General features: G+C 67.7%; 13 protein-coding genes, 2 rRNA genes and 2 pseudogenes. 16 read left to right on the top strand and 1 reads right to left on the bottom strand.

Annotation, left to right across the window (positions count from 1 at the left end; genetic code table 11):
- The first annotated feature begins 161 nt into the window (after positions 1–161).
- The 13 genes and pseudogenes from QM809_RS12445 (at position 162) to xerD (ending at position 16,407) form a co-directional block, all read left to right on the top strand.
- A 23S ribosomal RNA gene (locus QM809_RS12445) occupies positions 162–3,303 on the top strand.
- A gap of 115 nt (positions 3,304–3,418) precedes the next feature.
- A 5S ribosomal RNA gene (gene rrf / locus QM809_RS12450) occupies positions 3,419–3,535 on the top strand.
- A 470-nt stretch (positions 3,536–4,005) separates the two neighbouring features.
- Entirely contained in the window at positions 4,006–4,971 is a 966-nt protein-coding gene (locus tag QM809_RS12455) for an epimerase (RefSeq protein WP_415046092.1), read from the top strand.
- A gap of 116 nt (positions 4,972–5,087) precedes the next feature.
- Entirely contained in the window at positions 5,088–6,845 is a 1,758-nt protein-coding gene (locus tag QM809_RS12460; protein ID WP_415046093.1) for an HAD-IIA family hydrolase, read from the top strand.
- 23 nt (positions 6,846–6,868) lie between these two features.
- Positions 6,869–7,123, top strand: a complete 255-nt coding sequence (locus QM809_RS12465; protein ID WP_415046094.1) for a hypothetical protein — start codon at positions 6,869–6,871, stop codon at positions 7,121–7,123.
- Between the two features lie 24 nt (positions 7,124–7,147).
- Complete coding sequence (locus QM809_RS12470; protein WP_415046095.1) at positions 7,148–7,972, top strand: TlyA family RNA methyltransferase; 825 nt, start codon at positions 7,148–7,150, stop codon at positions 7,970–7,972.
- Between the two features lie 75 nt (positions 7,973–8,047).
- Positions 8,048–9,023: pseudogene (locus tag QM809_RS12475) on the top strand (NAD kinase).
- 3 nt (positions 9,024–9,026) lie between these two features.
- On the top strand, positions 9,027–10,790 hold the full coding sequence (gene recN, locus QM809_RS12480) for a DNA repair protein RecN (RefSeq protein ID WP_415046096.1): 1,764 nt from the start codon (positions 9,027–9,029) through the stop codon (positions 10,788–10,790).
- A gap of 120 nt (positions 10,791–10,910) precedes the next feature.
- Entirely contained in the window at positions 10,911–12,101 is a 1,191-nt protein-coding gene (gene steA, locus QM809_RS12485) for a putative cytokinetic ring protein SteA (RefSeq protein ID WP_415047075.1), read from the top strand.
- Positions 12,101–13,027, top strand: coding sequence for a copper transporter (locus QM809_RS12490; protein WP_415047076.1), 927 nt, complete (start codon positions 12,101–12,103; stop codon positions 13,025–13,027). Before steA ends, QM809_RS12490 begins: the two co-directional genes overlap by 1 nt.
- An 86-nt stretch (positions 13,028–13,113) precedes the next feature.
- Positions 13,114–14,860 (top strand): annotated as a pseudogene (locus QM809_RS12495) (CTP synthase).
- The gene (locus QM809_RS12500; protein ID WP_415046097.1) at positions 14,861–15,481 is read left to right on the top strand and encodes an NUDIX domain-containing protein; all 621 of its coding nucleotides are present in this window, start codon (positions 14,861–14,863) and stop codon (positions 15,479–15,481) included.
- A complete protein-coding gene (gene xerD / locus QM809_RS12505) occupies positions 15,481–16,407 on the top strand; it encodes a site-specific tyrosine recombinase XerD (RefSeq protein WP_415047077.1) in 927 nt (308 codons plus the stop codon). Before QM809_RS12500 ends, xerD begins: the two co-directional genes overlap by 1 nt.
- A gap of 140 nt (positions 16,408–16,547) precedes the next feature.
- Here the strand turns inward: xerD and QM809_RS12510 are convergent, their stop codons facing one another.
- A complete protein-coding gene (locus QM809_RS12510; protein WP_415047078.1) occupies positions 16,548–18,194 on the bottom strand; it encodes a DUF222 domain-containing protein in 1,647 nt (548 codons plus the stop codon).
- Between the two features lie 391 nt (positions 18,195–18,585).
- On the opposite strand from QM809_RS12510, the gene QM809_RS12515 reads away from it, so the two are divergent.
- The 3 genes from QM809_RS12515 to scpB are packed head-to-tail and all read left to right on the top strand — an operon-like array spanning position 18,586 to position 20,945.
- Positions 18,586–19,428, top strand: a complete 843-nt coding sequence (locus QM809_RS12515; RefSeq protein ID WP_415047079.1) for a ParA family protein — start codon at positions 18,586–18,588, stop codon at positions 19,426–19,428.
- Positions 19,429–19,434: 6 nt separating this feature from the next.
- Positions 19,435–20,268, top strand: a complete 834-nt coding sequence (locus QM809_RS12520; RefSeq protein WP_415046098.1) for a segregation and condensation protein A — start codon at positions 19,435–19,437, stop codon at positions 20,266–20,268.
- Positions 20,265–20,945, top strand: a complete 681-nt coding sequence (scpB, locus tag QM809_RS12525) for an SMC-Scp complex subunit ScpB (RefSeq protein WP_415046099.1) — start codon at positions 20,265–20,267, stop codon at positions 20,943–20,945. The genes QM809_RS12520 and scpB overlap by 4 nt, the downstream gene beginning before the upstream one ends.
- Positions 20,946–21,006 lie beyond the last annotated feature (61 nt).

A 21,006-nucleotide genomic window follows, 5' to 3' on the forward strand; every position in this document is an offset into this window, starting at 1 on the left:
CTTCTGAGTTTTGGTGTTTGTACTGCAATTAAACATTTTGGTTTCTGTTGTTCAATTTTTTGGGCACAGTTTTTACTCATGTGTTTGTGGGACTCCACATTCGTATCCTTGTTGCTTGCTGGTTTTTGCTGGTGGGTGTGGGGGTGTGTTTGTGGGTGTTGTTGTAAGTGTTTTAGGGCGTTCGGTGGATGCCTTGGTACCAGGAGCCGATGAAGGACGTGGTAGGCCGCGATAGGCCTCGGGGAGTTGTCAAACGAGCTGTGATCCGAGGGTGTCCGAATGGGGAAACCCAGCACCAGTGATGTGGTGTTACCGCCCGGTGAATGTATAGCCGGTGCGGGGGGAACGTGGGGAAGTGAAACATCTCAGTACCCGCAGGAAGAGAAAACAATTGTGATTCCGTGAGTAGTGGCGAGCGAAAGTGGATGAGGCTAAACCGCGCGTATGTGATACTCGGCAGGGGTTGTGCGTGTGGTGTTGTGGGAGTGTCGTGGATCGGTCTGCCGGCTGGTCGGCCAGTTGAGAAAGTGTTGTGTTAGGTGAAGTGGCCTGGGATGGTCTGCCGTAGACGGTGAGAGTCCGGTAACTGAAAACGCAATGCCTGGTTTCGATGTTTCCCGAGTAGCAGCGGGCTCGTGGAATCTGCTGTGAATCTGCCGGGACCACCCGGTAAGCCTAAATACTTCCTGGTGACCGATAGCGGACGAGTACCGTGAGGGAAAGGTGAAAAGTACCCCGGGAGGGGAGTGAAATAGTACCTGAAACCGGACGCTTACAATCCGTCAAAGCCTGCGCAATCCTTGGGGTTGGTGGGTGATGGCGTGCCTTTTGAAGAATGAGCCTGCGAGTTAGTGCTCAGTGGCGAGGTTAACCCGTGGTGGGGTAGCCGTAGCGAAAGCGAGTCTGAATAGGGCGTTTTGAGTCGCTGGGTCTAGACCCGAAGCGGAGTGATCTACCCATGGCCAGGGTGAAGCCACAGTAAGATGTGGTGGAGGCCCGAACCCACTTCAGTTGAAAATGGAGGGGATGAGTTGTGGGTAGGGGTGAAAGGCCAATCAAACTCCGTGATAGCTGGTTCTCCCCGAAATGCATTTAGGTGCAGCGTCATGTGTTTCTTGCCGGAGGTAGAGCTACTGGATGGCCGATGGGCCCCACTAGGTTACTGACGTCAACCAAACTCCGAATGCCGGTAAGTGAGAGCATGGCAGTGAGACTGCGGGGGATAAGCTTCGTAGTCGAGAGGGAAACAGCCCAGATCGCCGGCTAAGGCCCCTAAGCGTGTACTAAGTGGAAAAGGATGTGGGATTGCTTAGACAACCAGGAGGTTGGCTTAGAAGCAGCCATCCTTGAAAGAGTGCGTAATAGCTCACTGGTCAAGTGGTCCTGCGCCGACAATGTAGCGGGGCTCAAGTACACCGCCGAAGCCGCGGCAATCACACAAAACATCCATGAGGATCTACGGGTTCTTGTGTAGTGGTGTGGTTGGGTAGGGGAGCGTCCTGCACTCTGGGAAGCAGCCTGGTGATGGGTTGTGGAGGGTGTGGGAGTGAGAATGCAGGCATGAGTAGCGAAAGACAAGTGAGAAACTTGTCCGCCGAATGACCAAGGGTTCCTGGGCCAGGTTAATCCGCCCAGGGTGAGTCGGGACCTAAGGCGAGGCCGACAGGCGTAGTCGATGGACAACGGGTTGATATTCCCGTACCCGTGTATCCGCGCCCAGTGGCGAGGCAGTTGTACTAACCACCCAAAAACTTCTTCTCAGTCCTTCGGGATTGTTTGGGGGTGGCTGCGTGGGACCTCGGCTGTAGTAGTCAAGCGATGGGGTGACGCAGGAAGGTAGCAGGGCCACGCGGTTGGTTGTCGTGGTGTAAGCCTGTAGCCCGGAATATAGGTAAATCCGTGTTCCTTGAGGGTGAGGGGTGATGCGTAGCCGTTGAGGTGAATTCTGTGATCCTATGCTGCCGAGAAAAGCCTCTAGTGAGTTGGTGCACGGCCCGTACCCCAAACCGACACAGGTGGTCAGGTAGAGAATACTAAGGCGATCGAGAGAACTGTGGTTAAGGAACTCGGCAAATTGCCCCCGTAACTTCGGGAGAAGGGGGACCACACCTGGTGACGACATTTACTGTTTGAGCTGGGGGTGGTCGCAGAGACCAGAGAGAAGCGACTGTTTACTAAAAACACAGGTCCGTGCGAAGTCGTAAGACGATGTATACGGACTGACGCCTGCCCGGTGCTGGAAGGTTAAGAGGACCGGTTAATCATCTTTTGGGTGGTGAAGCTGAGAATTTAAGCCCCAGTAAACGGCGGTGGTAACTATAACCATCCTAAGGTAGCGAAATTCCTTGTCGGGTAAGTTCCGACCTGCACGAATGGCGTAACGACTTCTCTGCTGTCTCAACCACAGACTCGGCGAAATTGCAGTACGAGTAAAGATGCTCGTTACGCGCGGCAGGACGAAAAGACCCCGGGACCTTCACTATAGCTTGGTATTGGTGTTCGGTACGGTTTGTGTAGGATAGGTGGGAGACTGTGAAGCGGGCACGCTAGTGTTGGTGGAGTCGTTGTTGAAATACCACTCTGATCGTATTGGGCTTCTAACCTCGGACCCTGATCGGGTTCAGGGACAGTGCCTGGTGGGTAGTTTAACTGGGGCGGTTGCCTCCTAAAGTGTAACGGAGGCGCCCAAAGGTTCCCTCAGCCTGGATGGCAATCAGGTGTTGAGTGTAAGTGCACAAGGGAGCTTGACTGTGAGACGTACATGTCGAGCAGGGACGAAAGTCGGGACTAGTGATCCGGCACCGGCAAGTGGAAGCGGTGTCGCTCAACGGATAAAAGGTACCCCGGGGATAACAGGCTGATCTTCCCCAAGAGTCCATATCGACGGGATGGTTTGGCACCTCGATGTCGGCTCGTCGCATCCTGGGGCTGGAGTAGGTCCCAAGGGTTGGGCTGTTCGCCCATTAAAGCGGCACGCGAGCTGGGTTTAGAACGTCGTGAGACAGTTCGGTCTCTATCCGCCGCGCGCGTCTAGAAACTTGAGGAAACCTGTCCCTAGTACGAGAGGACCGGGACGGACGAACCTCTGGTGTGCCAGTTGTTCCGCCAGGAGCACTGCTGGTTAGCTACGTTCGGAAGGGATAACCGCTGAAAGCATTAAGCGGGAAGCCTGTTCCAAGATGAGGTTTCTCACCCACTTCGGTGGGGTAAGGCCCCCTACAGATGATGGGGTTGATAGGCCAGAACTGTAAGCGCAGTGATGTGTTCAGGTGACTGGTACTAATCGGCCGAGGACTTACAATAACACCCGAACACCAAAAATTTTTGGTGTGTCGCATCCACTATGTGCTTCTGAAACAACACACGAGCATTCGACCCCCCTTCTGGGGTGGTTGGGTGTGGTGTTGTTTCGTATTGTTTCGGTGGTTTTAGCGGAGGGGAAACGCCCGGTCCCATTCCGAACCCGGAAGCTAAGCCCTCCAGCGCCGATGGTACTGCACTTTAGTCAGTGTGGGAGAGTAGGACACCGCCGAACACAACATTAGGGGAGACCCTGAACCAGATTCTGGTTCAGGGTCTTTCCGCATCCCGGGGGTTTTTCTTACTGGTCGGGTCTTCTCGCTGTCCGGGCCCCTTTCTTCTCTTCTCCTGACCGAGCCCCTCTCTCTTCTCTTTTTCTTCGTTGGTTGAGCCTCTTCGTTGGTTGATCCGGGACCTCTTCGCTTTGATCGGGCTTCTCTTCTTCGTTGATCCGGTTCCTTTCCGTTGGTTGAGCCGGGGGCGTGAACGGAGTGAACGACCCCGAGTCGAAACCACACTCTCTGGGGACGGGGGCTTCGACGCGAGTGCCGTTCACTGCGTTCCGCCACTCGGCTCAGCCAGCGCGGCTGGGCAGCCGTCACTACGTTCCTCCGCTCGGCTCATCTGGTGAGGGCACGACTTCTCATCCCCGCGGAGTCAGACACGGTGAGCGTAGACGGATGCACCGAGATCTAGGGTGGTGGCATGAACGCACGAGAGCAGGAATCGCCGCTGACCGTCGTGATCGCCGGAGGTTCCGGGGCGCTCGGCACCCGACTCGCGGCCGATCTCGCCGCCCGCGGCGCCCGGCCCGTGATTCTGACGAGACGAGTCGATCCCACGTCGTCGTTCGAACAGGTGCAGTGGGACGGGCGCACCCAGGGACCGTGGGTCGACGAGATCACGGCGGATCGTCGTACCGCCGTCGTGAATCTCGCCGGCCGGCTGGTGGACTGTCGGCCCACGGAAGCCAACATCGCGGATCTGCGGGCCAGTCGCGTCGCCGCCACCCGGGCCCTGGTGGCGGCGGCCGCACGACGGACGGCGCCGGTCGAGGCATGGCTGCAGGCCGGCACCACCGCCATCTGGAGCGACGCCGGAGACCACTGGTGCGACGAGCTGACGCCGGTGCCGCCGGATCTGCCGGGCGTGGCCGCGCTCCCTCAGATGACCGGTGTCGCCCGCCCGTGGGAGGAGGCCGTGAGCGGTGCGCACACGGAGAGACTGACGGTGCTGCGGACCTCCGTGGTCCTCGACAGGAACACGCCCGCGTTGAACCGTCTGGTGATGTTGACGAGGGCGTTCCTCGGCGGCCGGGTCGGCTCCGGAGAGCAGTGGTTCAGTTGGATCCACATCGACGACTGGCTCGCCGTCGCCCGTGCCGCACTCGGGCTCGACCCGGAGGTGATCCTCCCGAACGGGGTGGTGGTCGCGTCGTCGCCGAACCCGGTGCGGAACCGAGAACTGATGGCGTCGCTCCGTCGTACCCTGCACCGGCCCTGGTCACCGCCGACGCCCGCACCGCTGCTGCGGATGGGCGCGGTGCTGCTGCGGACGGATCCGGCGCTCGGGCTCACCGGCCGCCGGGCTCGGTCCCGGGTGCTGGCCGAGGCGGGGTTCGAGTTCCGCCATCCCGACCTCGACGGCGCACTCGCCGACCTGCTCACGTGACCGGCCTGCTCACGTCGCCGACGGCGCTCCCGGGCACCGGCGCAGGCCGGGAGCCGCGGGTCGTCGTCCCATCCGGCGATTTCGGGATGCAGTGCAGGTCAGAATAGATTGGTGGGATGAGTAAGGGTGGTTCGCAGCAGGGTGGCCGGGGCGATTCGGGACCGTCGATCCCCGACGATGTGAAGGCCTCCGATCTGGAAGCGGACGTGCGCCGGGATCTGCAGGGTCTGGACAAGGCGACCGCCGATCGGGTGGCGCGGCACCTCGTCGTCGTGGGTGACGTCCTCGCCGAAGATCCCGAGCTGGCGTTGCAGCATGCGCGGGCGGCCCGGGCGCGGGCCGCCCGGGTGGGCGTGGTCCGGGAGACCGCGGGCATCGCCGCCTACTACGCGGGCGAGTGGCAGGAGGCGATCTCGGAGCTGCGGGCGGCGCGGCGGATCTCCGGTGACGGCGATGCGCTGCTCCCGCTGATCGCCGACTGCGAGCGTGGACTGGGCCGGCCGGAGAAGGCCGTCGAGGTGGCGCAGAGCTCGGAGGGGCAGGCGCTCTCGGGGGAGGAGGCCGTCGAACTCGCGATCGTCGAGTCGGGGGCCTACCTCGACCTCGGGGATCCCGAGGCCGCGGTGCGGGTCCTCGCGGGCCGCGGCCTTCGGGCGGGCCGGACGGGCACGGAGGCCGCCCGGCTCTTCAGCGCCTACGCGCACGCGCTCTACCAGGCCGGCCGGAGAGCGGATGCGCTCATCTGGTACCAGAACGCGGCGGCGGCTGACGTCGACGACGCGACCGACGCGGAGTTCGTGCTGCAGGAACTGCTCGCCGAAGGCCTCGAGGCCGAGGCCGCCGACTCCGGCACCGCGGAGGAGAACGAGGACGGGACGGTCCTGTCGGAGTACGACACGCTCCTGTTCGACCTGGACGGCACCCTGTACGAGGGTCACACCGTCCTTCCGGGCGCCGTCGAACTGATCCGTGATCAGCCGCAGGCACGTTTCTACGTGACCAACAACGCGAGCCGTTCGGCTCGGCAGGTGACCGATCACCTGGTGTCGATGGGTTTCGCGGCCACCCCCGACGAAGTGGTGACGAGTGCTCAGGTCGGGGCCCGGCTGGTCGCCGAGCGCGTGCCCGCCGGGGCCCGAGTGCTGGTGGTCGGGGCGGACTCGCTGCGCGGCGAGATCCGCGCCGCCGGACTGGAGCCGGTGACCTCGGCCGACGACGATCCCGCCGCGGTGATCCAGGGGCATTCGCCGGAGACCGGATGGGCCCAGCTGTCCGAGGCGGCGCTGGCGATCGCGAACGGCGCCCTCTGGTTCGCGACCAACACCGACACGACGCTCCCGACCGAGCGCGGCCTGCTGGTCGGCAACGGTTCGATGGTCGCGGCGGTGGCGAGTGCGACGGGGGCGACGCCGACGGTCGCGGGCAAACCCGCCGCGCCCATCATGCGCGAGGTGCTGGCCCGCGGGAAGAGCCGGCGTCCGCTGATGATCGGCGACCGCCTCGACACCGACATCGAGGGGGCCAACGCGGTCGGGATCGACAGTCTGCTGGTCCTCACCGGAGTCACATCGCCGCGGGACCTGCTCGCGGCACCGGCCGATCGTCGTCCCACCTTCGTGGTCGGAGACCTGTCGGAGGTCGACGCCGCGGCGTCGAGCCTGCGGATCGGGCGTCAACGAGGCTGGCAGGTGACCGTCGCGGAGCACCGCGTGACCGTCGAACCGCAGGGGGCACCGGATGCCGCTGCGCTGCTTCCGGCCCTGGCCAACGCCGTCTGGACGGCCGACGTCGGCGCGTTGGACCTGCGGATCAGCAGCGGCGACGCCGCCACTGCGACGCTGCTCGAGAGCCTCGGGCTCACCGCCGCGCACTGACGGTGCGCTAGCCTGAACACGCCATGACCGGATCTGACACGCCGATGCCGTCCCCGGCCGCACTCGCCGCCCGGGCCGCCCAGACGACCGCCGAACCGGGTGATCCCGCCGATCATCCGGTGACCGGAGAGGTGCGCGAACTGCTCGCGCAGGCCGCCTCGATCCGGGAGTCGGCCGAGGGAGCGTTCTCCCTCGCGGCGCTGAGTCGCCAGGGCGAACTGCTGGTGCGGGCGCACGATGCGTTGTCGGCGACGCTCGAGGAGGTCGGCCGTGGCTGACGACAACATCCGGGGCGGGAACTGATGGCCGCCCGCGCCCGCCTGGACGCGGAACTGGTCCGCCGGGGACTCGCCCGGTCCCGGGAGCAGGCCCGCGAACTGATCGATGCCGGGCACGTGAAGGTCAACGGCACGGTGGCGACCAAACCGGCGACCAACATCGGCCGGGACACGCCCGTGCTGGTGACTCAGACGCAGTCCGAGGACTGGGCGTCCCGCGGCGCCCACAAGCTGATCGGTGCGCTCGACGCGTTCGGTCCGCTCGGCTTCGTCGTCGAGAAACGACGATGCCTCGATGCGGGCGCGTCGACGGGCGGTTTCACCGACGTGCTGCTGCGGCGCGGCGCCACCGAGGTGGAGGCCGTCGACGTCGGCTACGGACAACTGGTGTGGCGCCTGCAGACCGACGACCGCGTGCACGTCCACGACCGCACCAACGTGCGTCACCTGACTCCCGAGGCCATCGGCGGGCCGGTCGATCTGATCGTGTCCGATCTCTCGTTCATCTCGCTGAAACTGGTGCTGCCGGCGCTCGCATCGTGTCTGCGTCCCGGCGGCGACTATCTGCCGATGGTCAAGCCGCAGTTCGAGGTGGGCAGAGAACGTGTCGGCGCGGGCGGCGTGGTCCGGGATCCGGCGTTGCGGGCGCAGGCCGTGGTCGACGTCGCCGCGGCGGCCGCGGCGCAGGGACTCGTCGTCCGGGCGGTGGAGGCCAGCCCGCTCCCGGGACCGTCGGGGAACGTCGAATACTTCCTCTGGCTGCACAAACCCGACGCCGGCACGGATCTGTCGGTACCGGACGATACCGTGGAGCAGATTCACGCAGCAGTCGCGCGTGGACCGCAGTAGCGCGGTCCACGCGCGAGGAGTCGCTGCCCGGCTGCCGGTCAGCGCAGTCGAACATCAGACACGAGGGGAGCACCGATGAGCGTTCAGGATTCGACCGCCGTCGACCGGCGGACGTTCCTCGTCGTCGCGCACACCCGCCGGGACGAGGTGACCGAGACGCTCACGACGGTGGGGCGTCGCTGCGCCGAGGCGGGGATCACATTGCGGGTGCTGCACCACGACACCCGTCTTCCGTCGGAGTCGCCGGACCATCCGTGGCATCCGATCGATCCGGAGAGCCTGCGCGCGACGGGTGCCGAGGTCGAGGTGGTGCACGCCGGTCCGGAGACGGCCGCCGGCTGCGAGCTGGCCCTGGTCCTGGGCGGCGACGGGACGTTCCTGCGGGCCGCGGAGCTGGCCTATCCCGCCGATGCGCCGGTGATCGGCGTCAATCTGGGGCACATCGGGTTCCTGGCCGAGGCCGAGGCGAACCGCATTCGACGAGGTCCTCGAACACCTGGTGAACGGGGACTACCGCCTCGAGGACCGGATGGTCCTCGACGTGACCGTGGTCGACGCCCAGGGCGGCGCGGTGCTGGGGCGGTCGTGGGCGCTCAACGAGGTGGCCATCCAGAACCGGTCGCACAACGGCGTCCTGGAGATGGTCACCGAGGTGGACGGGCGACCGGTCTCGGCGTTCGGCGCCGACGGGCTGCTGATCTCCACCCCCACCGGTTCCACCGCCTACGCGTTCTCGGCGGGCGGCCCGGTGATGTGGCCGGATCTCGAAGCGATCCTGGTGGTGCCCAACAACGCCCACGCGCTGTTCGCGCGTCCGCTCGTCACCAGCCCGCGTTCGCGGATCGCGGTGGAGGTCGACGCCGCCGGTCGTCCCGCGGTCGCACTGTGCGACGGCCGCCGGATCCTGGAGGTCCCGGCGGGGGCGCGCGTGGAGGTGCGACGCGCCGATCAGACACTGCAGTGGATCCGGATCGGCAACGAGCCGTTCACGGACCGTCTCGTGACCAAGTTCTCGCTGCCGGTGACCGGCTGGCGAGGGAGGAGTCAGTAACCCGTGCTCGAAGAGCTCTCGATCCGCGGACTCGGCGTCCTGGAATCCGCGACCACCGAATTCTCTCCCGGGTTCACCGTGCTCACCGGTGAGACCGGTGCCGGAAAGACGATGATCGTCACCAGTCTGCGGCTGCTGTCCGGGGCGCGGGCCGATGCCGGCCGGGTGCGCACCGGCGACGACCGCGCCGTCGTGGAAGGCCGTTTCCGGCTGCCGCCCGCCGACTCCCGGCCGGCCGCGATCGCCGAGGTGCTCGAGGCCACCGGGGCCGTCCTGGACGACGACGAGACGATCATCGCCGCCCGGACGGTCAACGCCGACGGCCGTTCGCGGGCGCATCTGGGCGGACGCTCGGTGCCCGCGGCGACCCTCGGTGAGCTGACCGGTGAACTCCTGGCGATCCACGGTCAGAACGATCAGCTGCGGCTGGCCCGCGCCGAGCAGCAGCGGGCCGCGCTGGACCGGTACGCGGGCAGCCGGGCGGCATTGGCCCTGACCAGGTATCGGGCGGCGCGGGCGCGCTGGCTGGCCACCGTGGACGAGGTGGAACGACGCCGGGCCGACTCCCGGGCGCTGGCGCAGGAGGCCGACCGGCTCCGCTTCGGCCTGGAGGAGATCGACGCCGTCTCGCCCGAGCCGGGGGAGGACGCCGAACTGATCTCGACGATCCGGCGCCTGACCGACCTGGAGGACCTGCGGGCCGCCGCGGCCGGGGCGCATCGGGCCGTGGTCGGCGACGGCGGCATGGACGGCAGCGTGATCGAAGCTCTCGGCGGCGCCCGTTCGCTGCTCGAAGCGGCCGACGACGAGGCGTTGCGCGGTCTGCTCCCGAGGATCGAGGAGGCGCTGCTGGTGGTCAACGACCTCGGGGACGAGTTGTCGTCGTACCTGGGCGGACTGCCCAGCGACGCGCACGATCTCGACGCGCTGCTCAATCGGCAGGCCGAACTCAAGATGCTCACGCGCAAATACGCCGCCGACGTCGACGGCGTGATCGCCTGGGCCGACGAGGCGCGGGCGCGGCTGGCGCAGATCGAGGACCCGGAGTCGTCGATCGAGGAGTTGGAGGCGCGTGCCGAGGCCGAACGGGAGAAGGTCGCCGAACTCGCCGCGAAACTGCACAAGGCGCGGGCCGGGGCGGCCGGGACGCTGGGCAAGAAGGTCTCCGCCGAATTGGCGGGTCTGGCGATGGGCGGCAGCGAACTGGCCGTCACCGTGGACCTCGTCCCCGCCGACGACGACGATCGGCTCGCGATCACCGTCGACGGCCGGCGGGCTCAGGCCGGTCCGGACGGCGCCGATCGCGTCGAGTTCGGGCTGGTCGCGCACAAGGGCGCCCGACCGCTGCCGATCGGGAAGTCGGCGTCCGGCGGTGAGCTCTCGCGCGTCATGCTCGCGCTGGAGGTGGTGCTCGCCGAACCGGATGCGGGCGGGGTGATGGTGTTCGACGAGGTGGACGCCGGTGTCGGCGGCGCGGCCGCGGTGCAGATCGGTGCGCGGCTGGCCCGGCTGGCCGGCCGTCACCAGGTGATCGTCGTGACTCATCTGCCGCAGGTCGCCGCGTTCGCCGACAACCATCTGGTGATCGGCAAGGTCGGCGGCGGGTCGAAGGGGCGGCAGACGTCCACCTTGACCGAGCTGAGCCGGGAGCAACGGGTCTCGGAGCTGGCGCGCATGCTGGCGGGCCTGGGTGATTCGGAGACCGGTCGTGCGCATGCGGAGGAACTGCTGCAGACCGCCGAGGCGGTGCGCGCCGAACGCCGGTGAGATCAGGGTGAACCCGTGTGACTCAAGGGTTTCTTGATCTGTGTGGGGCAAAAGTTGAGGGTGTTACGGCGCGCCTCCGTGTGATCGGTCGGGTCGGCGATCAGGATCGAACGCATGAGGATGCCAGCCCTGCTCAGTCGCCGCACCGAGGAACTGCCCGGTACCACCGGTATCGCGCGCATCGACAAGAGGACCAAACGACTCCTCGAGCGCGTCGGCCACGGTGACATCGTCGTGCTCGACGAGGTGGACCTGGACCGTCTCACCGCGGATGCCCTGGTGGAGGCCGAGGTCACGGCGGTGGTGAACGCCTCGCCGTCGATCACCGGGCGCTACCCGAACCTGGGGCCGGAGGTGCTCGCCGCGTCGGGCATCCCGCTGCTCGACTCGGTGGGGCCCGAGGTGTTCGCGCGGGTCAAGGACGGCGCCAAGGTGCGTCTGCACGACGGCAGGCTCTACCTGGGCGACCGCGTGGTGGCGCGGGGCACCGAACTCGACGAGATCGCCGTCGCCGATCGCATGCTCGAGGCCAAGACCGGTCTGGTGGACCACCTGGAGGCGTTCTCCGGCAACGCGCTCGAGTTCATCCGCAGCGAATCGCCGCTGCTCATCGACGGCGTCGGCGTGCCCGAGCTGAACGTGAAGCTGGAGGGCCGCCACGTGGTGGTGGTGGGCGACGGCTCCGATCGGGCCGCCGACCTGAAGGCCCTCAAGCCGTTCATCAAGGAGTACCAGCCGATCATGATCGGCGTCGGGATCGGCGCCGAGACCCTGACCAAGGCCGGCTACCACCCGGCCGTGATCGTCGGGGATCCCGACGAACTCAAGGACGCGACCCTCAAATCCGGGGCCGAACTGGTGCTGCCCGCCGACCCGGACGGGCACGCCGTGGGTCTGGAGCGGATCCAGGATCTCGGGATCGGCGCCGTCACGTTCCCCGCGATCGGTTCGGCCGGCGATCTGGCGCTGCTGCTCGCCGACTTCCACGGCGCCGATCTGATCGTCACCGTCGGACTCGGCGGCTCGCTCGAAGACTTCTTCGACCGCTCCCGCCGCGACCAGATCCCGTCGACCTTCCTCACCCGACTCAAGGTGGGGCAGAAGATCGTCGACGCCAAGGCCGTCGCCACGCTGTACCGCAGTCGCGTCGGCGGCGCCGTGGTCGCGATGCTGCTGCTCGCCGCGCTGATCGTGCTGATCACCGTGCTGCTGCTGACCGATCCCGGAATGGGATCGGGGATCGGCGAGTGGTTCGGTCACCGGTGGGACACCGTGACCGGATGGGTCGGCGGCTGGAGGGCCGGCGACTGATGCTGACGATGCGGCAGCACGCGATCTCGCTGATCGCGGTGTTCCTGGCCCTGGCCCTGGGCCTGTTCCTCGGATCGGGCTACCTCGGCGACCGGGTCAACGCGCTGACCGGCACCGAGCGTGACCGGCTGGGGCAGACCCAGGCCGAGCGCGACGGACTCGCCCGCCAGGTGAACGTCGACCGGGGTTTCCTCGAAGGCGTCACCCCGCGACTCGTCGGCGGCATCCTGAAAGACCAGCCCGTCCTGGTGGTGACCACGCCGAACGCGGCCGAATCCGACGTCGAGGCCCTCAAGGGACTGCTGAACGACGCCGGCGCGGTGTTCGCCGGACAACTCGGCCTCACCGCCAAGCTGGTGCGCGACCAGAACGCGGCGACGGTCACCTCCATCGTCGACCAGGCGGTCCCGCGCGGGCAGCGCCTGCGGGGCGACTTCACCGATTCGGGATCCCGGGTGGGCGACCTGCTGGGCATGGCGGTGATGTTCCGGGAGGGAGCACGACCGGCTGCCGAAGCCGACCGGGAGATCGCCCTCTCCGCGCTGCGCGAGGGCGGTTTCCTCGAATACGCCGACGGGACCGTCACCTCGGCGCGCCTGGCGATGGTCGTGACCGGGGGCGAGCTGAGCGCCGACTCGGGCACTCAGGGACAGCTCGTCGCGCGTCTGACGTCGTCGCTGGTCACCCGCGGTCAAGGCGGGATCCTGGCGGGCCGAACGGGCTCGGCCGCGGGCGGGTCGCCGGTCGCCGTCGTCCGCGCCGATCCGACGCTGGGCAACGCGTTGTCGACGGTCGACGACGTTGAGACGTCGACCGGTCGGGTCACCGTGATGCTCGCGCTCGACTCCGAGAGGCACGGACGTTCCGGGGCTTACGGGACCGGTCCGGGTGCGTCGTCGATCACTGTCGAGCCGCCGAACCCCTGATCGTCGGAGAGTGTCGGTCTCCGACGGCCGCCGATGGTGATAGCCTGAAATCCCGTAGGTATTCAGCCTTGACGGGAGCATTCAGTTTGCGATCACTGCGCCAACAGCAGCCAGGAACCAAGCACATCTTCGTCACCGGAGGTGTCGCATCGTCCCTGGGTAAGGGACTGACCGCGTCGAGCCTCGGACAACTGCTCACCTCGCGTGGGCTGCGTGTGACGATGCAGAAGGTCGACCCGTATCTCAACGTGGATCCGGGCACCATGAACCCCTTCCAGCACGGTGAGGTGTTCGTGACGGAGGACGGCGCCGAGACCGATCTGGACATCGGCCACTACGAGCGCTTCCTCGACCGCAATCTCAGCGGCTCGGCCAACGTCACCACCGGCCAGGTCTATTCGACGGTGATCGCCAAGGAGCGGCGCGGCGAATACCTGGGCGACACCGTCCAGGTGATCCCGCACATCACCGACGAACTCAAGTCGCGCATGCTGGCCATGCACGAGCCCGACGAGAGTGGTGCCGAACCCGATGTGGTGATCACCGAGATCGGCGGCACCGTCGGCGACATCGAATCGCAGCCCTTCGTCGAGGCGGCCCGCCAGATCCGGCACGACCTCGGCCGGGAGAACGTCTTCTTCCTGCACGTCTCGCTGGTGCCGTACCTCGGCCCGTCCGGCGAGCTCAAGACCAAGCCGACGCAGCATTCGGTGGCCGCGCTGCGCAGCATCGGCATCCAGCCGGACGCGCTGATCCTGCGATGCGACCGGCCGGTGCCCGAGGCGCTGAAGAAGAAGATCGCGCTGATGTGCGACGTCGACATCGACGGCGTGATCTCCACCCCGGATGCGCCGTCGATCTACGACATCCCCAAGGTGCTGCACTCCGAGCAACTCGACGCGTACGTGGTGCGTCAGCTCGGTCTGCCGTTCCGCGACGTCGACTGGACCGTGTGGGGTGACCTGCTCGACCGCGTGCACTCGCCGCGCGAGACCGTGACCGTCGCGATCGTCGGCAAGTACATCGACCTGCCCGACGCCTACCTGTCGGTGACCGAGGCCATCCGCGCCGGCGGTTTCGCGCATTACGCGCGGACCGAGATCGTGTGGGTCCCGTCCGACGACTGCGCGACGCCGGAGGGCGCGCACGAGGCGCTGAGCGGGGTCGATGCGATCATGATCCCCGGCGGCTTCGGCATCCGCGGCATCGAGGGCAAACTGGGCGCGATCGCGTACTCGCGGCACAACCGCATCCCGCTCCTCGGGCTGTGCCTGGGTCTGCAGTGCGTCGTGATCGAGGCCGCCCGATCGGTGGGGTTGAGCGATGCGAGCTCCACCGAGTTCGATCCGGACACGAAGGCGCCGGTGATCGCCACGATGGCCGACCAGGAGGCCGCCGTCTCCGGTGAGGCCGATCTGGGCGGCACGAATGCGCCTGGGTTCGTACCCGGCGGTGCTGACGCCGGGCAGCGTGGTCGCGCGGTCGTACGGCGGCACCGAGGTGACCGAGCGGCACCGTCACCGTTTCGAGGTGAACAACGCCTACCGCGACAAGATCGCCGAGTCCGGCCTGCAGTTCTCCGGTACGTCGCCGGACGGCACGCTGGTGGAGTTCGTCGAGTACCCGCGCGACGTGCACCCGTTCCTGGTCGCCACGCAGGCCCACCCGGAACTCAAGAGCCGTCCCACGCGCCCGCACCCGCTGTTCTCGGCGTTCATCGAGGCCGCGCTGAAGTACAAGGCGGCCGAGCGTCTGCCGGTGCAGCTCGACGGGTACGACCCGACCGGGCTCGGCGACGCCGACAGCGCCGACGACGACACCGCGGAGGTCTAGGTGAGCGCTCCGGGATCGCACGAGTTCTCCGTCCGGGGATCGGAGACGCTGTACTCCGGTGCGATCCTGGAGTTGCGCCGCGACGAGGTGGTGATGCCCGGCGGCCGCACCGCGCGTCGCGAGGTGGTCGCCAAACACGGGGCCGTCGCCGTCGTCGCCCGCGACGCTCACGGACGGATCGCGATGGTGGTGCAGTACCGGCACCCGGTCGGACGACGGCTCCTCGAACTGCCCGCCGGACTGCTCGACGGCGGGCCGTCGGAGACGCCCGTCGACGCCGCCCGGCGTGAACTCGCCGAGGAGGCGGGGCTGGCCGCGTCGTCGTGGCGGACGCTGGTCGATCTGGACTCCTCCCCGGGATTCACCGACGAATCGATCCGGGTGTTCCTCGCCGAAGGCCTGAGCGAGATCGACGGCGGCGAACGCGAACACGAGGAGGCCGACCTGGTGCTCCGCTGGTTGACGCTCGACGACGCCGTCGCCGCCGCACTGTCCGGGGAACTGGTGAACGCGATCGCCGTCGCCGGGGTGCTGGCGCTCGCGGCGGCCGAGCACACCGGTGCGGCGCTGCGTGCGCCGGATGCGCCGTGGACCGACCGTCCGCGGAGACTGGGCTCGTGATCGCGTCCGCCACGCTCGACGACGCCGTCCAGCGGTACCTGGACCACCTGACCGTGGAGAAGGGGGCCGCGGCCAACACGGTGTCGTCGTACCGGCGTGACCTGGTGCGGTACACGGAGTATCTGGCCGCCCGGGGGATCACCGAGCCGGCGGAGATCGGCGAGAACGACGTCCGCGAATTCCTGGTGGCTCTGCGCCGGGGCGACCCGGAGCGTGCGGTGGCGCCGCTGGCCGACTCGTCGGTCGCGCGTGCGCTGGTGGCGGCGCGCGGGTTCCACCGGTTCGCGGCGGCCGAGGGGATGACGGTCGACGACGTCGCGCATGCGGTGCGTCCGCCGACGCCGCCGCGCCGGCTGCCGAAGGCGCTCACGGTGGACGAGGTGCTGGCGATCCTGGAGTCCGCGGGAGAACCGGACCATCCCCGGGCGCTGCGCGACCGGGCGATGCTCGAACTGCTCTACAGCTGCGGGGCCCGGATCTCCGAGGTCACCGCGCTCGACGTCGACGACATCGACACCGACCACCGCGCCGTGGTGCTGCGCGGCAAGGGCGGCAAGGAACGGATCGTGCCGGTCGGACGGCCCGCGATCGCGGCGGTCGAGGCGTATCTGGTGCGCGGGCGGCCCGCGCTGGTGAGCAGGGCGACGCCCGCGCTGTTCCTGAACGCCCGCGGGGGGCGGCTGTCGCGGCAGAGCGCCTGGCAGGTGCTGGTCGACGCCGCCGACCGCGCCGGAGTGGAGAAGGAGGTGTCGCCGCACACGCTGCGACACAGCTTCGCCACGCACCTGCTCGACGGCGGCGCCGACGTCCGCGTGGTGCAGGAGCTGCTCGGACATTCGTCGGTGACGACGACACAGGTCTACACCCTGGTCACGGTGAACACGATGCGCGAGGTGTACGCGACCGCGCATCCGCGCGCCCGGTGACTCATTCCGGGGGCCGCCGCTGTCCGCCGGCTGAGCAGCCGGAGGAACGAAGTGACGAAGGCTTGTCGAAGCCGACTCCGGGATCCATCGGGCCGGGATCTGTTCGGGCACACTCCTGACGGCCTGATTCTCGGGGGACATCAGGCGGCCAAGAGCTGTTCGACGAGGGTTTCGGCCCCGGATTCGCTGCTGGATCGTCGAGTGCCGGGTGGCGGTGTCTCGGTTCGTTTCGCCTCCGGCGGTGAGTCGGTCCCGGAATCGCCGAGCCGGTGGTTCACCACCGGTGGCGGTGTCGGAGCAGGCGAGCTCGGAGCGTCGGAGCTGCGATCTCCTCTCGTCGACTCACCGACCGACTCATCAACGAGAGCGGTGGCGAGCTTCTCCGGATGGAAGAGCGGATTGACGATCCATGGACCTTCTCGTCCGGCGGGCCGCCATCCGACCCGTCCGGCGTTCGCGCCGGCATCGTCGCCCAGCACCATCGACTCCCACCGGCCCGGATTCTTGCCGTTCCACCGGTTGTGGCGGCCGCAGGCCGCACCGAGACGGTCGATGTCGGTGGGGCCGCCGTCGGCCCAGTCCGGCATGTGATGCGCCTGGGTCCTGCTGAACGGATGCGTGCAACCGGGAGCGGTGCAGCCGCGATCGCGGGCGAACAGCGCCAGCCGTTGCGCTCGGGAGGCCAGGCGCGAGCCGCGACCGAGGTGAAGCACCTGGGAGGTGCCCTCGGCGAACACCGCCAGATACGGAACCGCGGTGGCCGCGTACTTCACCAGGTCGGCGATCGGGAGCCGGGTGCCGGTGGCGGTCCACGCCACCCCGGCCTGGCGGGCCAGATCCTCGTCGGTCACGGTGATCACCACCTGGGATCGCAGACCGTCCGGTCGTGCCTCGGCGATCTGGGCGTTGACCCAGCGCACCATCGCCAGGACCGCGTCGTGCTGTCGCCGGCCGAGGAGACGCTCGTCCCGCTCGGCTGCCGCGGCGACGACGGCCGGATCCACGCCGGGTGCTCCGACGGCGCCGGACGGGGAGTCCGGATCGGCGGGGTTGTTCATGCCCGGTACCGCCCACTGATCGAAGAACACCTCGAACTCGGCGCGCAGTTCCGGGGCGAGGAAGCCGCGGATCCGGCTCATCAGGCGGCGGTCCTGCGGGGACAGGGCGAGGGTGCTTCGTCGTGCTCGATCGGTCTCGTCTTCGAGCGTGCCGTCCGGATCGAGGTGGGCCAGGATCCGGTTGCCGACCATGCCGACGCTCGCCGGGTTCAGCGTGCGGGCGGCGTCGGCGAGCATCGACTCGGCCTGGGCGCGCCGGTCCGGGGCGACCGAGTGGGGGATCTTGTCCATCACCTCGTCGATCGCGGACACGTGATCCGCGCCGATCGCGCCGTCGGCCACCGCGACGGCGGTCGCCGGGTACTCCGGAGCCAGCGGCTCGCCGGTGAGCGAGGTGAATCGGCCGATCACGGTGGCGACCGTGCGTCGCTGTCGGGACCGGCCCTCGCCGATCCGCAATCCCTGCGTCAACAGCTGGTGCATGGTCCGATACCCGGCCCGGGTGTAGGCGGCACGATCCGACAACTCGACGTGCAACGCCGCATCGACGGCCACTCCTTTGCAATGCGCCCGTTCCCGACTCTCCAACAGAGTCAACAGCCCGTCCTCGGACTCCCGGGACAGCGGGGCGACGGCCAGATGCTCTTCCGCGGCCTCGATCACCGCCACCAGTTCCCTCGGGGTCAGGTCGGCCAGGAGGGCGGGGGCGTCGAACTCGTCGTCGACCATCACGACCTCCCCTCCTGTGGCGTGGACCGACGACGGGCGTCGTCGACGTGTCCATCATATCGCCTGACGAGTTGTTCGATCAATACTTGAAGCGAACATGTATTCGAGTATGATCGAGAATGGGTGAGACCGGGATCACCGATATCGCGAGGGAGAGGGATGCCTCGCAGCGCACGAGCGGGATTCTCGCCGCGTCTCCGCCGAATCGCGGTCGACGGTGGGTGTGCCGGAAGGGAGGAGGGTGAGAGACGACTACCATTAGGGTGACTCAAGAGCGGGCGGGTGCCGTCCGCGGTCATGGGCGAGGTTCTCGCCGGGGAGGAGCAGCGGACAGGTGAGCTCGACGAAGCCCGGATCCTTCGGTCAGTCGTCCTCGGACGGCGCCGCGGCCGTGGTGATTGGGCCCACCGGGCGCCCATACCGTGAGGTGCCGGACCCGCGGCCCAAGGAGAAGCACGGACCGGCGAAGATCATCGCGGTGTGCAACCAGAAGGGCGGCGTCGGCAAGACGACCACCACCATCAACCTCGGGGCCGCGATGGCCGAGGTCGGACGCCGGGTGCTCCTGGTGGACCTGGACCCGCAGGGGGCGCTCTCGGCGGGCCTGGGCGTCCGGCATCACGAGCTCGAGGAGACCGTGCACAACCTGCTGGTCCCGCCGTTCACGTCCACGGAGAACGTCCTGCATCGGACCCGCGTCGACGGCTTGGACCTGTTGCCGTCGAACATCGACCTCTCCGCGGCGGAGATCCAGCTGGTCAGCGAGGTGGGACGGGAGCAGGCGCTGGCTCGGGCGCTCCACCCCGTCGCCGACCGGTACGACTACATCCTCATCGACTGTCAGCCGTCGCTCGGCCTGCTCACGGTGAACGCCCTGGCCTGCGCCGACAACGTGCTGATCCCGATGGAGTGCGAATACTTCAGTCTGCGTGGACTGGCGCTGCTGACCGACACCATCGAGAAGGTCCGCGACCGCCTCAATCCGAGGCTGCGGCTCGGCGGCATCGTCGTGACCATGTTCGACGCCCGCACGCTGCACTCGCGCGACGTGATGACGCGCGTGGTGGAGGTGTTCGGCGATGCCGTGTACGACTCCGTGGTCAATCGCACGGTCCGATTCCCCGAGACCTCCGTGGCCGGCGAGCCGATCACCTCGTGGGCTCCGACCTCGGCGGGCGCGATCGCCTACCGGAACCTCGCGCGAGAGGTGATCGCCCGCAACGAACCGCAGTAGCGGTCGATGGCCGACAGCGGCTCGACGGACGACGCCGCGGACGGGGGACCCGCGAAGTTCGAGGTGAGGCTGAGCAATTTCACGGGTCCGTTCGACCTGTTGCTCGATCTGATCAGCCGACGCCGACTCGACGTGACCGAGGTGGCGCTGCACACCGTCACCGACGACTTCATCGCCTACACCAAGGCGCTCGGAGCCGACTCCGATCTGGAGCAGATCACAGAGTTCCTGGTGATCGCGGCGACGCTGCTCGATCTGAAGGCGGCCCGCCTGCTGCCGTCGGGCGAGGTGGACGATCCCGAGGACCTCGCACTCCTGGAGGCCCGCGATCTCCTGTTCGCGCGGCTCCTCCAGTACCGTGCCTACAAGCAGGTCGCCGCGCTGTTCGCCGAGCTGGAGGCCGCCGCGCTCAAACGCTATCCGCGGGCGGTCTCCCCGGAGGAGCGCTACACGGATCTGCTGCCCGAGGTGGTCCTCGGCGTCGACGTCGAACACTTCGCCGGGATCGCCGCCGCCGCGCTGGCGCCCAAACCGGTGCCGACCGTCGGACTCGACCACCTGCACGGCTCCCCGGTGTCGGTGCCCGAACAGGCCCGGCGGATGAGCGTGCTGCTGAAGGCGGCGGAGGGGCGCTACCTCACGTTTCAGGAACTGGTCGCCGACTGCGTGAACGGCACCGAGGTGGTGGCCAGCTTCCTGGGGCTCCTGGAGCTCTACCGCGAGCGTGCGGTGCTGTTCGACCAGGAGTCGGCGCTGGGAGAATTGAAGGTCGGCTGGACCGGAGAGGCCGACGAGGAACGCATGGCGAAGGCCATCGAGAAGGCGGAGGACTACGGATGACCGACACCGAGCAGGCCGAGGAGATCCTCGACGACGAGGAGCTGCGCGCCGCGCTCGAGGCCGTCCTCCTCGTGGTGGACTCGCCGATCTCCGCCGCCGAACTGGCCGGTGTGGTGCAGCAGGATCGTGACCGCGTGCAGCGCATGCTCCGGACCATCTCCGCCGACCTGACCGCGGCGGGCAGCGGACACGACCTGCGCTACGCCGGCGACGGCTGGCGCTATTACACGCGCGCCGAGTACGCGCCCTACGTCGAGAACCTGCTGCTGGACGGCGCGCGCACCAGACTCACTCGCGCGGCGCTGGAGACGCTCGCCGTCGTCGCTTACCAGCAGCCGGTCACCCGTGCGCGGGTCGGCGCGATCCGCGGGGTGAACGTCGACGGCGTGATGCGGACGCTGCTGGCGCGCGGGCTGGTCGTCGAGGCCGGCACCGACGAGGGTTCGCACGCCACCCTGTACGCGACCACCGAACTGTTCCTGGAACGGCTCGGTCTCGCCTCGCTCGCCGAGCTTCCGGAGTTGGCGCCGCTGCTGCCCGACGTCGACGTCATCGACGACCTCGGTGAGGAACTCCTGGAGGATCCACGATTCGCCAAACTGGATGCCCGACCGGCAGAATCGGACAGGGACTTCGCCGCCGAGGTCCTGGACGAGGACGGCCCGACGACGGGTTGAGCCCCCTCCGGGCGGCGGCGGATCCTTCGACGGCATTCCAGAACCACGTCGTCGAACCAAC

The sequence above is a fragment of the Gordonia sp. (in: high G+C Gram-positive bacteria) genome, from assembly GCF_047600385.1.
In the GTDB taxonomy this organism is placed as follows: Bacteria; Actinomycetota; Actinomycetes; order Mycobacteriales; family Mycobacteriaceae; genus Gordonia.